Below are 12,503 nucleotides of genomic sequence, written 5' to 3' on the forward strand. Positions count from 1 at the left end.
TGTCTATGTGGATTACGAGGCCGGTGGCACCGGGATCGAACTGGACGATATTCCCGCCGTGCTGGACACGCTGCCCCAGGCCCGGTTGTGGCCATGGCGCGCTGATGGCGCACGGCCCGAAACCATAAGCTTTCTGGCCCGCCGCCATGGGTTCCGTATCAGTGCAGCGCGCAAATGGCCGGGTAGTGTGGAGGACGGCATCGCCCGCCTGCGCGCCTTTACCCGCATTGTGGTGCATCCCCGCTGCCCGCGTCTTGCGGCGGAGTTCCACCGCTACGCCTACCGTGTGGACCCCCAGACCGAGGATATTCTGCCTGTGGTGGAAGATGCCAACAACCACTGGATCGACGCCCTGCGTTACGCGCTGGACGGGATCATTCACAACCGGCGTACGCTGCCACGGTTTACACCGCAGGCCGTGCGTAGAATTGCGAAAACAGAGCCATGATCAACAAGGGTTCCTTTAAACCTCTGCGCGGCCTGCTGCGCGCGCCTGCGTCTGCCCTGCGGGCCGAGCCCCATCTGCCAGCCGCCCCAAAGGTGCGGCGGCGCAAGGGCTGGCCATGGCGGGGCAGCGCCACACCCGGCCCCATGGGTGCGGCAGACCCCTTTGCCCCGTATTGCCCGCCCAGTGGTGTGCGCGGGGCAGCCATGGCGGCGGACAGCCTGCCCGAGAGCCTGCCTGCGGCCATGGTCACGGCGCAGTTCAGCCTGGGCAATGGCCTGCTGGCTGACGGGCTTGGTTTTGCGGGCTATGCCAATCTGGCGGCCATGATGTGCCGGCGCAGACTCAGGAGCAGGCAACACCCGCCCCAGCCCCGGCAGCCCTTGTGCTGGCAACCCTGCTGGCAGGGGCATTTGCCCCGGCCCGGTCGGAGGGGGTGGGGCGTTTCTGGTCTGGTGGCGGTGTGCCGGAGGGTTCCACCCTTGCGGGGGCCGGGCAGTTTGCGTCCGGGTCTGGTGGTGCTCAATTTCAAAACAGATTTTATGGACAGGGTTTTTCTGACCCTATGGGGCAGATACCTGCTGCTCTGCGCGGGCGTCAGGCCGGGGTAGGCTTGTTCCGCTCCGGGGGGGCGTATTCTACGCATTCAGAGACAGGCCGCAGGGTTGTCGCCGCCATGGCGGACCGGGTGTTGCAGAGCCGTATGGGCGGGGTAGCGAGCCTTGGCAGTGCCGGGCTCTCTAACGGGCTTGATGGCCTTTATGCCCGGATAAGAACATTTCAGCACTCCCGGCTTGTGGGGCTGTCTGGGCGGAGGGGAGAGGGCATGGCGGAACTGTCTGATTATACCTCTTCTGGCTTGAAAAACCGTGCTGTAAGCCGCCTTGGCCGTGGTTTTGCAGCTTTGCAGCCGCATGGTGGGGGGCAGGTCGGGGCCTTTCTGGATCAGTCCTGTTTTGTTCCACCCCCGGCAGAAGCGCATCTTGCGGGGCAGTCTGCCCCGGTGGTGCAGGGGGTGGCGCAGGCGATGGTGGCGGCCCGCCAGCAGGTGCAGGCGCAGTGGGTCGGGTCGGGGCAGGCGTATCTGCATGGCATGGGGCAGGCGCTTAGTCAGGCGCGCAGCATGGTCGCCCGCAGGCCCTCCCTCCCGGCACCGGCTGTTGCCGTGCCCCTGCTGGCACCCAGCTCCGGTGCAAAAGAAAACCGCCAGAGCTACGATTTTCAGGAAAGCTTTTTAAAAACCCATGCCCGCCACGCCAATATGGGGCTGAGTTAAGGCTCCACCCCGCGCTGGATGATGACAAAAAGGACAACCCATGTCGCTTGTACCCGTAACCCTGCCAGCCGTATGGGATATTCCCGTCGCGGCGGGGGTTCCCGCATTGCTGGGGCCGTCTGTTGTGTCTGGCGCGCGGGCTTCGGCATCCACCCTGCTGGCTTCGGCGCTGGACGAGGCCCTGATCGCCCAGGCCGACAGGCAGTGGGGTATTTTCAGCACCAGTAACCAGCCCGTGCTGACATCGGGGCGCGTGCGGTCTGTGGATGTGCAGCATGACAGTGTGATCGCACAGGCTCCGATGGAGCAACAGTCTTTTCAATCCTACAACAAGGTTCTGCTGCCCGGCCGCTACGCGGTGGATATGCTGTGTGATGGCTCCAGCCTGGGCGGAGGGGAAGGGTCTGTTCTGGCCGATCTGGTGGCCGGTGCGGGGCTGGCTGGCCCGGTGGGCGGGCAGATGGTGCGTACGGCGTTTCTGGCCACGCTGGATGCGCTTGTGGCCGATGTGGCGCTGTACACGGTCGTAACGCCCGAGGCGGTATACGCCAATGTCAACGTTGTGGGCTACGCCCTGCGGCGCGAGGCCCGGCGCGGGCTGACGCTGCTGTGGGCCGCCCTGCAGTTGCAGGAGGTACGGCTGAACAGCCAGACCACCGCCGCAGATACAGCCACCCCGGCCGGACAGGCCGAGCGGTCGGGCGGGAATGTGCAGGCCCAGGACGCCAGCACCGACATGGCGCGCATGGCGGAGGAGAGTTTCTGATGGCGCAGGTGGTTCCCCTCAGCCCTGTGGCGTTTCAGGCGCTGGAGGTGCCGTTGTCGGGGCATGTGCTGGGTGTGCGCCTGCAACAGCGGAGCACGGGGCTTTACCTGTCCCTGTCGCTTGATGGCGTGGGGCTGATAGCGGGTCTGCTGTGTCAGGATCGGACATGGCTTGTCCGCAAAAGCTATTTTGGCCTGCCCGGTGACCTGGTGTTTGTGGATACCCAGGGCACCGACGACCCCCAGTGGTCGGGTCTGGGAACCCGCTTTGTGCTGCTGTATGAGGAAGGGCGCAATGTCTGAAACAGGTTTTTCCAAACGCCGGATTGATGTCACCTTTACCATGCCCCAGACCACAGGGGCCGCGCAGAGTGTCACCCTGAGCGGGTATCGGGTAGGGTGCCGGGTGCTGAGCACCGGGCTGGAAACCGGCATGACCTGCGCCTTGCGGATAGAAGGCATGGCACAGGATATGATGAACCGCCTGTCCGTTGCCCAGGCAGGCATGGCCACACAGGGGCGCACCCTTGTCAGCGTGCGTGCGGGAACGGGGCAGGGGGTGTTGCCGGTCATTTTTACCGGCGGTGTGGTCGAGGCATTTGCCCAGTATGCCGCTGCACCCGACACGGCTTTTCACATTCAGGCACAGTCCACCGCCCTGCCTGCGGCCTTGCCGGTCAGTGCAACGTCTTTTGCGGCGGATGTGCCTGTGCCCACCATCATGCGCGCTCTGGCCGACAAGGCAGGGCTTGCCTTTAGCAATAACGGGGTGGGCAGCGTGCTGCGCGGGGGGGTGTATTACAAGGGTGCTGCCGCCGAGCAGATGGACAGTTGCGCCCGTGCGGCAGGCATTGCCTACCATGTCGGGCTGGATACGCTGTCCATCTGGCCCATGGGCATGGCGGCTGCCGCTAACCCGGTCACAGTATCGCCCGCAACCGGGTTGATAGGTTACCCCAGCTACAGCCAGTACGGGGTGGCACTTCGGACAGTGTTTAACCCTGACATCCATTTTCGCGGGGGTATCCGGCTGGACAGTGGCACGACGACGGCGGGTGTTGCACCCTCTGGCACCAGTGCCACGCCTGCTCTGCACCAGCCTGCCAGTGGGGTGTGGGTGGTCAGCAGGCTGATGCACGACTTACAGGCCGAAGTGCCGGGTGGCACATGGATGACCGATATGGAGGCGGCGCGGCCCGACCGCGCCGGGCAAGGCTTTGCATACTAGCCTGACAGGAACCCAGCGGCCCGAAGATGGCGGCAGCGATTTTAATGTCATGAACGCGCTGATCCGCCGTGTGCTGTCCATGGCGGGGGCCAACCTGCCCGTGCGGGTGCTGGCCGTGCATGGTGCGGGGTTGCAGCCGGTGGGTCTGGTGGATGTGCAGCCCATGGTCCACCAGCAGGACGGTGTGGGCCGCACCGTGCCGCACGGCGTTATCCATAACGTGCCCTACATTCGCATGCAGGGTGGCGCCCGTGCCATCCTGTGTGACCCTGCGGTGGGTGATATCGGGCTGATTGTGGTGTGCGGGCGCGATATTTCAGGCGTTAAGGCCAACCGTGCGCCTGCACCCCCCGGCTCGTTCCGGCAGAACGACATGGCGGATGCTATCTATCTGGGGGGGCTGCTGAATGCCGCGCCGCAGGAGTATATCGGCTGGGTCGGGGGGGATGTGCATGTGCAGACCAAAGGCGCTTTTGTCGTGCAGGCGGCGTCCTGCCAGATCGGGTGCGATGTGCAGGTCAGCGGGCGTGTGGTCGCGCAGGGGGATGTGCTGGCCGGGGGCATAAGCCTTGGCGGGCATACGCACTCTGGTGTACGGGCCGGGGCGGACAGTACGGGCGCACCCCAGTAGGTTTTATTGCAGTCAGTACAAAAAACGGCCTTTTACCCCGCCGCCTGGGCTGTGGGGTAAAAGGCCGCTGTGCAGAACAGTGCCTGTCTGGTCTGTCAGGTTAACGGCTGAACCAGCCGGATTCCTTCTTGACCGCCGCCTGGCCTTCAAGCTCCGCCTGGGAGCCCTGTTTTTCCAGCAGGGTTTTGGTCCCCTGTGAGACATTGCGGGTGGCGTCCGCCTTGGAGTGTGTCAGGTCGGTGCTGGCGTCCTGACTGCGGATGTTGCTGTCAATAATATCGTTCTGACGCGACACGACAGTCTTTTTGGACTGCACGTCAAGCGAACGTTCCTGAAGTTCCAGGTCACGCAGCTTGTCTTCATAGGCGTCATCACGGGCCTGGCGGGCGTCCAGCCTGCGCTGGCGTTCCGCTTCGCGCGCATTGGCGGCAGCCTGTGCACGGCGGCGGCTGGCCTGCGCGGCTGCCTGGGCCGCGGCCTGCTGCCGCGCCTGGGCCTGCCACGCCTGCTGGGCCATATAGTCGTGGCGCTGCTGGGCGGAATCAACAGCGTTGATCTGGTCCCCGATACTGGACTGACCCCATGCCAGATGGGGGGTAAACAGAAGGGCAAGCAGGGCCACGCGTTTCATGGTCAGGCTCTCCCTTACTTACCCTGGGGCGGGGGGCAGGCATGGTTGGCCTGGATGCGGGTTTCCGTGGGGCTGGACTGCACCATGACAGCCTTGCCCGGCACGTATTCGCACACGCGGCCAACCTGGGCGGAGTTAAAGGTCTGGTTGCCCTGTTCGTAGGTAATGGACACGCCATCAACCATGGTGGTGCTGCCAACCAGCGACCCTGCGGCAACACCGGCCCCAGCGCCACCAAGGCCACCCAGCACGCCTGCGGTGGTGGAGTTGGCAACCCCGGCGCCAAGCCCGGCACCCAGACCCGCACCCAGCAGACCGCCGACAATCTGGGCTGTACGCTGGTTCTGCGCGTTGCTGACCTGCACGCGGGCGGGCATGACTGCCAGAATGGTCACAACCTGGGCCAGCTGGCGCTGGTTGACCTGGCCGGCCGTATAACTGTCGGCCCGGTTTTCCTCACCCGGTGTGGCGCACCCGGCAAGAGAGAGAGCACACAATGACAGAACCCCGAATTGGGCCGAAAGCTTACGCATGGCTGTTGTCCTAGCAGATAGAATATGGAGCCATGAAAAGGCCCAAGTTCTGGATAATAATTGGTGCAGAATTGGCAATCCTGCACATTATCACGAATACGTGATAAAAGTAAACAAAAAGTAAATAAAGATTTTGCACGCGCAGTCGCCCGGTTTTTTGAGCCGATCTGCCTGCCCCGCAGCCGTTTCACTTCCGCACGCCGCCCTCTGGGCGGCTTTTTTTGTGGGTAATTCCATGCAGACACTGCTTCTCGACAGAACCACCTGGGACCTGGCGCTGGATGCACGCGGCGGCATAGCCGTTGCAAGCGGGGCATACGCCACCACGCAGGACGTGGCCAGCGCCCTGCGCGTCTTTCAGGGCGAATGTCATTACAACACCAGCCTGGGCCTGCCCTACCGCCAGCGCGTGCTGGGGCGGGGGCAGTCGGCGGCGGTGTTTCGTGCCCAGGCCCAGACCGAGGCCCTGCGTGTGCCCGGTGTGGCGGCGGCGCGCTGTATTATCACCGCGCTGGGGGCCGACAGGCAGCTTTCGGGCGGTATTCTTGTGACAACATCGGATGGAGCAACGCAGAGTGTCGGCTTCTAGCAGCACGGCGGGGACAACCTCCGTCCCCGCCCCCACGCTGACCAGCGCGGGTTTTGTCGCGCCAGCGGAAAGCGATATCCTGACCGGTGCGCTGGCGGATATGAACGCCGCCCTGGGGGGCAATGCCAGCACGGCACTGTCCACCCCGCAGGGGCAGTTGGCCATGTCCTTTACCGCCGCTTTGGGCGATGCGTACGACCAGATGCTGGCGCTGTTCAACGGGGTAGACCCCGACCGCGCGCAGGGGCGGATGCAGGACGCTATCGGCAATCTCTATTTTCTGTCGCGCAAGGGGGCATCGGCCACGGGGCTGGGGGATTTTGCCTGTACGGTCACGGGGGCGGTGGCCTGCCCGGCTGGCAGTATTGCGCTGTACCAGTCCGTGCCGGGGCTGACAGGGATTACCAACCCTGCCGCAGGGGTGAATGGTGCGGAGGAGGAAGGCCGCATTGCATTTGAAAAACGCCGTGCGGCATCGGTTGCGGCCAACGCCATGGGCTTTCTGGGCGCGTTGAATGGGGCCGTGCGGGCTGTGGCAGGCGTGACCGATGCCTATGTGACCGACAACAGCACCGCCCAGACCCAGGTGGTGGGGGGTGTCAGCCTGGCACCGCACAGCCTGTATGTGTGTGTCAACGGCGGTGCGGATGCGGATGTGGCTCTTGCCATCTTGCGTAAAAAACCACCGGGCTGCGCCTATACCGGGGCCACGACTGTAACCGTGACCGACCCTGACAGCACCGCCGCCGTGCCGTTGCGCTACGATGTATCCTTTACCAGAGCCACCCCCACACCGGTTTATATGACAGTCACCCTGGGCAGCAGCGCGACCGTCCCGGCTACAGTGGAGCAGGATGTGCGTGCGGCGGTGCTGGCCGCCTTTGCGGTGGACACCAGTGCGACCATTGGCGGCACGCTGTATGCCAGCGCCTATTATGCCGCCGTGGCTGCCCTTGGCAGTTGGGCGCGGGTGGTCGGGATAACTCTGGGGCTGGACCCGTCCCCCACCGGGCTGACCGCCCAGTTGGCCATGAACATGGTCCCGACCATGGAGGCCGCGACCATTGCCGTGGTGCTGGGCTAATGCGCGCGATCGAGCAGACCCTGCTGTCGCAGTATGCCAACAGCCCCAGCCTGGGCATGATCATCAACGCCTGGAACCAGGCCATAGACCCGGCGGCTTTGATAGAGGTCTGGTACGCAGCTGTCTGGAACATCCAGACAGCCCAGGGCTACGGGCTGGATGTCTGGGGGCGGATTGTGGGGGTGTCGCGCGTGTTGTCCCTGACCGCAGGCAGTTGTCTGGGCTTTGCCGAAAGCAACGACCTGTCGGAGGAAGGGTTTGACACAGCCCCCTGGTACACGGGGGAGGCGAGTACCGGCAGCTTCCGCCTGTCGGACGAGGGCTATCGCCAGCTTGTTTACGCCAAGGCGCTGGCCAACATTACCGACTGCTCGGTGCTGTCGCTCAATGCCATCCTGCGGGTTCTGTTTGGCGCGTCCGGGGCGGCCTATGTGCGCGACGGGCAGGATATGAGCATGACCTACGTGTTCGAATTTCTGCCAAGCCCAGTACAGATCAGCATTATTCAGAACAGTGGCGTGCTGCCACGCCCCGCCGGGGTGGATGTGGGCTACCGCATTATCGACCGGACAATCCAGCAAAACGACTTTGACGCAGATATTTCGTAATGCGTGAGGACAGACACCCATGGACCATCAGACACTGTCGCGCTGCCTGTTCGGCACGACCATAGCCGCGCAGGCCAGCACCCAGGACCGCGCGGACATTCCCCAGACACAGGCCGCCGCGGGCGATGGTACGGCCAGCATGGCCCTTGGCTTCCCGCCCGAAACCTTTGTGGCCCGTGCCGCCGGAGGGGTGCCGCCGCGCGGGGCGGATATGAACGGGTTTCTCAGCCGTCTGTCGCAGGCGGTGCAGCTTTTGCAGGCCGGGTATCTGGGGCCGTTTGATGCGGATTTTGCCACGGGCATTGGGGGCTACCCTGCCGGGGCCATTGTGGCCGGGGCTGTGGCGGGCACGTTCTGGGTCTCCACGACCGATGGCAACCTGACAGCACCCGGCGCAACCGGGGCAAGCTGGGTGTCGTTGTTTGACGGCTATGCCGCTCTGGCGGGGGCCGCGTTTGCCGGAGGGGTCTATGCCCCCAACCCGGAGGACGTGCCAGGCACCAATACCGGCACCCGTCTGGCCACGACCTACTGGGTGGATGAATGGTTTGCCCCCCGCGCAGCACTGGCCCAGTATGTCAGCGGCACGGGGGCGGGGGGCAACTACCCTATCAGCAACCTGCAACTTAAAAACGCGCCCAGCGGGGACACGGTTGTTGCCTACCTGCAGGCGCAGACCACATGGGGCAATATCCTGTTTCCGTCCCAGTACAACGTGGCCACCCAGATCAGCAATTACGCCCAGCCCAAAGGGGATTATGCCCAGACCCAGTGGGTCAAGGACACATACGCCGCAACCCTGTATGTGCAGCAGAACTATGCTCTTAAGGCGCAGCTGCCTTTGCCTGATAACATGCATGTGCAGGTCTTTTCGGTCACTATTCCCAAAGGTACGGCCTGCGGGGTCAAGGGCACGCCTTATACGGTCAGCCTGCCTGCGGCGTTTTCCTCCTTTGTGGGGGCGCATGGGTCTGATGCGGGTGAAAATATTTACACGGTCACCTGCGGCCCCAATGGCAATGCCGCTTTGAACCTGTGGTGCCAGTCTCCGCAGTTTCCCAATGGTCCGATCGAGGCTGATGTGGCGGTGTTTGTCACGGCCTATGGGTATTACTGAGGGCCGCGCCCCTGGGCCATAGCGTGCCGCCAATGCCGCCCTGGAGGCGGTTTTTTCATATCTGGACAATAAGAATGAACGAACGAGAGGATGCAGCCTGCTGCGCCATGGTTGCCGACCTGCGCGCCGTTGTGGCCGGGCATGCGGATGATATCCGCCAGATCCGTGGGGCGCTGGATACGGTGGAAGGGGGGCTACAGTCCCTCACGCGGGAGGTGGCGGTGGTGCGGGCCGAAGGGCAGGCGCGCGCGCAGGCCACAGCGGCGGCACTGGACAGGCTGGGGGGGCAGATTACCGAGCTGACACGCCAGATTGCCTCGCAGACTGGTGCACAGGAGGAGCGTAACCGTCTGGCCCAGGCCGCCCTTTTGTCCGAACAGCAGCGGGGGGCGCAGGCCGCAACCCGGCTGACCCTGCTGCGGCGCAGGCTGGCGGCGCTGTCCATGGTGCTGACGGTCCTGGCCGCCATAGGTGGCACGCTGCTGTCCAGCCAGACGTGGGACGACTGGGTTTTTGGCAATGTGCGTTTTCTCCACCATACGCCCGGCTGGGCGCAGGCTATGCAGGGGGGTGGTCATGCAGTTGGCGACCATTAAGGACACGGTTATTGCCCCGGCCCTTGAGCGTCTGGGCCTTGGCGGAGGGGCCGGTGTTGCGCTGGTGCTGGGTACGGGGCTGGTTGAAACCGGCTACCGCACCATGCGCCAGTATGGCGGTGGCCCGGCGCTGGGGTGGTTCCAGATGGAGCCGCGCACGCATGATGATATCTGGCGCAATTTTCTGCCCGCTCACCCCACTCTGGCCCGCGCCTTGCGTGGGCTTGCAGGCACGTCCACCCCCCATGCGGGGCTGATGGCGGGGGCCGCCGGGCAGCCTTATGCTGCGGCCATGTGTCGGCTTGCGTTTTATCGCTCGCCCCTGCCGTTGCCTGCGGGGGATAACCCGGTAGGGCTGTGCGCGTTCTGGAAGCGTGTTTACAATACGCCTGCGGGGAAAGGACAGGCCGATGCGGCCAGGGTTGCTCTGTTCGGGCAGGCCGTCCTGTGCGCCACAGCCCCCGCCCCCGATAGTCATGATCCTGAAAGGCCGTAGCCCATGACCCGCCTTGCGCCTGTTTTCCGCTGTGCCGCCGTATGGGCTGCGCTGCTGCCCGCAACCAGCCTGGCCCAGACAGCCCCGGCCTGGAAGTCCTACCAGACAACCGGCAACCCGGCGGATATGATCCGCTCGACCGCCGTTGCCACAGCCCTTGGGACCAAGGTGGACACGGCCAATGGGACATCCGCCAACCAGACGCTGTCCGCCCCGGTCATTTCCAGCCTGAAAGCGTTTTCGTCCCAGGGCAGCAACAACATTACCGCCCACCCGGTGGGTATTGGCAACCGTACTGTCCAGTCCACGCTCTATGCCAACGAGACAGCGGTGGATGGCACAACCTCCATCTGGCCGCATGTCATCCAGACCACCAGCGCCACCGGCTATGGTGTGACCGACCCCATTTGGGGTGGTGCGGCGGACCGTATCAACCTGTTTGTGGGCATGAACTGCCTTGCTGGGTCATCCGACTGCTGGGCGGAAAACCAGATGCTGTATGCCGGGCCGGGTTTTCAGGGCCATGGGCATGGCAATGAAATTGATGTTGAAAACCTGTCCTCCGACCGGGACCCCGCCGTGGCGGGAACGCAGAGTATTGTTGGTCTGGAAATTACAGGCATTACAAAATACATGGCGTCCTACGGCATTGATATTGTTGGGTCGGAAACAGATGTCAGCACCAACAGCGCGCATCTGTTTCATAACGCTATTGGTATTATGGGCGGTGCGGCACAGGACAACAGCTTTGTGGATGTCGGGGATGCCACTATATCGCTCCATATCATGGGCAAGCACGGGATCGGGCTGGACCTGTCCTATGCCACCATTACGGGCTCTGCCATCTCGCTTGATTCCACCCAGGCGGTGAATTTTCATAACAAGGGCACGGGCAGCCTGTACAATGGCCTTGCGTCGGATGGGTCAACCGTCATTCTGGGGCCGCAAAGCCCCAGCAATAACATCGGCTATGGCGGGGCAGGGGGGTATGCCTTCCTCAATGTCAGCAACAATGTGACGGGGGCGACAACGCTGTTTTCCGCCGGGTCTGCTCCCGACATCAATCTCGTGCTGTCGGCCAAAGGCAGCGGTGCCGTCGTGGCCACAGCGCCTGTGCAGGCACCCTCTGTCAGTGCGGGCAGTGTCAGCGCCACCACCAAAATGACCGTGCCTGTTGTGGCCGCAGCCCCTACGGGTGCCTGCACGGCCGGGCAGATGGAGGTGAGTGGCACGGGCTTTCATGTCTGTGTGGCAGGGGCATGGAAAACAGCCACCTTGCAGTAACCCCGGCATGGCCGGGTGATGAACAGGACCGCAGGGATTACAGGGGGGCTTCGGCCCCCCTTTTTTTATAGAGGGTTTTCAGAACAATGGCTTTTTCAAAAACTGTCACGCTCGGGAATGGCACCGTCGTGGCGTACTGGTCCATTATTTCCATTCAGGCCGTGCTGCTGCCCGCACAGGCGCTGAATGTCTATCTCGGCGGTTTTGTATCCGAGGCCTATGCCGCCACCGGCAATCCGCTGGTGACACGGTGCTTCCAGTTCAGTGCCACGGATCTGGGTGTGGAGGATATCAGCACCGTGACGCAGGCGCAGGCTTACACAGCCATTCTGGCGCGTGTGAACGACGCCACCACCGCCGACCCGCTGGTGGATGCCACCCAGGCGGGCGGCTGACCCTGCGGGCCGTATGGGCGTGCCCTGTCCACAGGGTGGCCATGTCTGACAGATGATGAACAGGACAATGTGATGACTGATGACACACCGCCAGAACCGGCAGGGGTTACGCCCGCCAGCGGGCCTACGGCAACGGCCAATACTGTCAAGGTTGCGGCTATTGTAACTCTTTTACCTAGCCTTATGGCGGTTTTGCCTCCGGGCTGTGCTCTGTCCATTTGCGTAACCATGATTACCTGCGCCGCCATTACGGCCTCAGTCCCCGCCCCGACCCATGGGCGGGTGCTGGTGGGGGTGTATCAGATTGTGCGCGTGGTTGGGCTGGGGGTGAAATATGCCATCCCCTACGTGGCCACCCATCTGGCCCGGCCAAGCCTGCCCAGACAGGGGGGCACACCCTGACAGCCTGCCCTGCCGATCATGGTGGCCATGGGAACACCCGTGGTCAGTCCAGCACTTATGCTGAACTTGGTCTGAGGTGAAAGCCTGCGCTCATGCAGGGCACCATGGCTGTGGGCCTGCTGGGGGCGTTGCAGGCACACCGGCTGGGTGTGCCTGTCGGGGAGGTGTGTGGTCAGGGGCGGTAGCTGCCGCCTGATGGCCCGTACCCGTAGCCACCCTGGTTAAAACCGCCGCCGCCCCCGCCGCCATAATAGGGCTGGGGGTGATGGTGTTCGTGCCTGCCCGGACCCCGGTCCCACCCGCCGCGCGGAGGGGGCCCCTGGCAGGCTGCCAGCAGCAGTGTGGCCAGAAGGGATGCCGTCGTCAGGAGTGTTTTTGTCATTGTCTGTCTCCGCTTGGTGCCATGACGACAGCATGGGCGCG

Annotated in this window: 19 protein-coding genes; 16 read left to right on the forward strand and 3 right to left on the reverse strand. The window is 63.7% G+C overall.

The features are described from left to right. Positions 1-7: 7 nt before the first annotated feature. The 7 genes from FLP30_RS05225 to FLP30_RS05255 are packed head-to-tail and all read left to right on the forward strand — an operon-like array spanning position 8 to position 4,345. A complete protein-coding gene (locus FLP30_RS05225; RefSeq protein WP_168200047.1) occupies positions 8-448 on the forward strand; it encodes a terminase large subunit in 441 nt (146 codons plus the stop codon). Beyond that, the gene (locus FLP30_RS05230; protein ID WP_149278886.1) at positions 445-1,056 is read left to right on the forward strand and encodes a hypothetical protein; all 612 of its coding nucleotides are present in this window, start codon (positions 445-447) and stop codon (positions 1,054-1,056) included. Before FLP30_RS05225 ends, FLP30_RS05230 begins: the two co-directional genes overlap by 4 nt. Beyond that, positions 1,011-1,721: a hypothetical protein gene (locus tag FLP30_RS05235; RefSeq protein ID WP_149278887.1), complete on the forward strand. Its 711-nt coding sequence runs from the start codon at positions 1,011-1,013 to the stop codon at positions 1,719-1,721. The genes FLP30_RS05230 and FLP30_RS05235 overlap by 46 nt, the downstream gene beginning before the upstream one ends. A 40-nt stretch (positions 1,722-1,761) precedes the next feature. Next, positions 1,762-2,487 (forward strand): hypothetical protein, encoded by a 726-nt coding sequence (locus FLP30_RS05240; protein ID WP_149278888.1) that lies wholly within the window; start codon positions 1,762-1,764, stop codon positions 2,485-2,487. Next, positions 2,487-2,789: a phage baseplate plug family protein gene (locus FLP30_RS05245; protein ID WP_149278889.1), complete on the forward strand. Its 303-nt coding sequence runs from the start codon at positions 2,487-2,489 to the stop codon at positions 2,787-2,789. Before FLP30_RS05240 ends, FLP30_RS05245 begins: the two co-directional genes overlap by 1 nt. Next, the gene (locus FLP30_RS05250) at positions 2,782-3,714 is read left to right on the forward strand and encodes a baseplate hub protein (RefSeq protein WP_149278890.1); all 933 of its coding nucleotides are present in this window, start codon (positions 2,782-2,784) and stop codon (positions 3,712-3,714) included. The genes FLP30_RS05245 and FLP30_RS05250 overlap by 8 nt, the downstream gene beginning before the upstream one ends. Positions 3,715-3,763: 49 nt before the next feature. After that, entirely contained in the window at positions 3,764-4,345 is a 582-nt protein-coding gene (locus tag FLP30_RS05255) for a Gp138 family membrane-puncturing spike protein (RefSeq protein WP_168200048.1), read from the forward strand. Positions 4,346-4,445: 100 nt separating this feature from the next. On the opposite strand, the gene FLP30_RS05260 is transcribed toward FLP30_RS05255, so the two are convergent. Then, a complete protein-coding gene (locus tag FLP30_RS05260; protein ID WP_149278892.1) occupies positions 4,446-4,976 on the reverse strand; it encodes a DUF5384 family protein in 531 nt (176 codons plus the stop codon). A 14-nt stretch (positions 4,977-4,990) separates the two neighbouring features. After that, positions 4,991-5,509, reverse strand: a complete 519-nt coding sequence (locus tag FLP30_RS05265) for a hypothetical protein (protein ID WP_149278893.1) — start codon at positions 5,507-5,509, stop codon at positions 4,991-4,993. A gap of 235 nt (positions 5,510-5,744) precedes the next feature. Between FLP30_RS05265 and FLP30_RS05270 the strand changes: the two genes are divergently transcribed. The 9 genes from FLP30_RS05270 to FLP30_RS05310 all read left to right on the forward strand — a co-directional run bounded on the left by FLP30_RS05270 (position 5,745) and on the right by FLP30_RS05310 (position 12,080). After that, entirely contained in the window at positions 5,745-6,098 is a 354-nt protein-coding gene (locus FLP30_RS05270; protein WP_149278894.1) for a hypothetical protein, read from the forward strand. Further along, positions 6,085-7,182: a hypothetical protein gene (locus tag FLP30_RS05275; RefSeq protein ID WP_246856596.1), complete on the forward strand. Its 1,098-nt coding sequence runs from the start codon at positions 6,085-6,087 to the stop codon at positions 7,180-7,182. The genes FLP30_RS05270 and FLP30_RS05275 overlap by 14 nt, the downstream gene beginning before the upstream one ends. Further along, positions 7,182-7,790, forward strand: a complete 609-nt coding sequence (locus tag FLP30_RS05280; RefSeq protein ID WP_149278896.1) for a DUF2612 domain-containing protein — start codon at positions 7,182-7,184, stop codon at positions 7,788-7,790. Before FLP30_RS05275 ends, FLP30_RS05280 begins: the two co-directional genes overlap by 1 nt. 19 nt (positions 7,791-7,809) lie before the next feature. Continuing rightward, positions 7,810-8,907 (forward strand): phage tail protein, encoded by a 1,098-nt coding sequence (locus FLP30_RS14235; RefSeq protein ID WP_246856597.1) that lies wholly within the window; start codon positions 7,810-7,812, stop codon positions 8,905-8,907. Between the two features lie 74 nt (positions 8,908-8,981). After that, positions 8,982-9,503: a hypothetical protein gene (locus FLP30_RS05290; protein ID WP_149278897.1), complete on the forward strand. Its 522-nt coding sequence runs from the start codon at positions 8,982-8,984 to the stop codon at positions 9,501-9,503. Then, the gene (locus tag FLP30_RS05295) at positions 9,484-9,999 is read left to right on the forward strand and encodes a hypothetical protein (protein WP_149278898.1); all 516 of its coding nucleotides are present in this window, start codon (positions 9,484-9,486) and stop codon (positions 9,997-9,999) included. The genes FLP30_RS05290 and FLP30_RS05295 overlap by 20 nt, the downstream gene beginning before the upstream one ends. 3 nt (positions 10,000-10,002) lie before the next feature. Next, positions 10,003-11,283: a hypothetical protein gene (locus tag FLP30_RS05300; protein ID WP_149278899.1), complete on the forward strand. Its 1,281-nt coding sequence runs from the start codon at positions 10,003-10,005 to the stop codon at positions 11,281-11,283. 86 nt (positions 11,284-11,369) lie between these two features. Next, entirely contained in the window at positions 11,370-11,678 is a 309-nt protein-coding gene (locus FLP30_RS05305; protein ID WP_149278900.1) for a hypothetical protein, read from the forward strand. 72 nt (positions 11,679-11,750) lie between these two features. Further along, positions 11,751-12,080 (forward strand): hypothetical protein, encoded by a 330-nt coding sequence (locus tag FLP30_RS05310; RefSeq protein ID WP_149278901.1) that lies wholly within the window; start codon positions 11,751-11,753, stop codon positions 12,078-12,080. Positions 12,081-12,252: 172 nt separating this feature from the next. Here FLP30_RS05310 and FLP30_RS05315 read toward each other — a convergent pair whose 3' ends face one another. After that, complete coding sequence (locus FLP30_RS05315; RefSeq protein ID WP_149278902.1) at positions 12,253-12,462, reverse strand: hypothetical protein; 210 nt, start codon at positions 12,460-12,462, stop codon at positions 12,253-12,255. Positions 12,463-12,503: the final 41 nt, after the last annotated feature.

Source organism: Acetobacter vaccinii (genome assembly GCF_008365315.1).
Classification (GTDB): domain Bacteria; phylum Pseudomonadota; class Alphaproteobacteria; order Acetobacterales; family Acetobacteraceae; genus Acetobacter; species Acetobacter vaccinii.

Bases quoted from the DNA above. Each gene is read 5' to 3' on its own strand.
- FLP30_RS05300 (WP_149278899.1), top strand. From the start codon at position 10,003: ATGACCCGCCTTGCGCCTGTTTTCCGCTGTGCCGCCGTATGGGCTGCG.
- FLP30_RS05270 (WP_149278894.1), top strand. From the start codon at position 5,745: ATGCAGACACTGCTTCTCGACAGAACCACCTGGGACCTGGCGCTGGAT.
- FLP30_RS05280 (WP_149278896.1), top strand. From the start codon at position 7,182: ATGCGCGCGATCGAGCAGACCCTGCTGTCGCAGTATGCCAACAGCCCC.
- FLP30_RS05230 (WP_149278886.1), top strand. From the start codon at position 445: ATGATCAACAAGGGTTCCTTTAAACCTCTGCGCGGCCTGCTGCGCGCG.
- FLP30_RS05245 (WP_149278889.1), top strand. From the start codon at position 2,487: ATGGCGCAGGTGGTTCCCCTCAGCCCTGTGGCGTTTCAGGCGCTGGAG.
- FLP30_RS14235 (WP_246856597.1), top strand. From the start codon at position 7,810: ATGGACCATCAGACACTGTCGCGCTGCCTGTTCGGCACGACCATAGCC.
- FLP30_RS05305 (WP_149278900.1), top strand. From the start codon at position 11,370: ATGGCTTTTTCAAAAACTGTCACGCTCGGGAATGGCACCGTCGTGGCG.
- FLP30_RS05310 (WP_149278901.1), top strand. From the start codon at position 11,751: ATGACTGATGACACACCGCCAGAACCGGCAGGGGTTACGCCCGCCAGC.
- FLP30_RS05315 (WP_149278902.1), bottom strand. From the start codon at position 12,462: ATGACAAAAACACTCCTGACGACGGCATCCCTTCTGGCCACACTGCTG.
- FLP30_RS05260 (WP_149278892.1), bottom strand. From the start codon at position 4,976: ATGAAACGCGTGGCCCTGCTTGCCCTTCTGTTTACCCCCCATCTGGCA.
- FLP30_RS05250 (WP_149278890.1), top strand. From the start codon at position 2,782: ATGTCTGAAACAGGTTTTTCCAAACGCCGGATTGATGTCACCTTTACC.
- FLP30_RS05290 (WP_149278897.1), top strand. From the start codon at position 8,982: ATGAACGAACGAGAGGATGCAGCCTGCTGCGCCATGGTTGCCGACCTG.
- FLP30_RS05265 (WP_149278893.1), bottom strand. From the start codon at position 5,509: ATGCGTAAGCTTTCGGCCCAATTCGGGGTTCTGTCATTGTGTGCTCTC.
- FLP30_RS05235 (WP_149278887.1), top strand. From the start codon at position 1,011: ATGGGGCAGATACCTGCTGCTCTGCGCGGGCGTCAGGCCGGGGTAGGC.
- FLP30_RS05240 (WP_149278888.1), top strand. From the start codon at position 1,762: ATGTCGCTTGTACCCGTAACCCTGCCAGCCGTATGGGATATTCCCGTC.
- FLP30_RS05295 (WP_149278898.1), top strand. From the start codon at position 9,484: ATGCAGTTGGCGACCATTAAGGACACGGTTATTGCCCCGGCCCTTGAG.
- FLP30_RS05255 (WP_168200048.1), top strand. From the start codon at position 3,764: ATGAACGCGCTGATCCGCCGTGTGCTGTCCATGGCGGGGGCCAACCTG.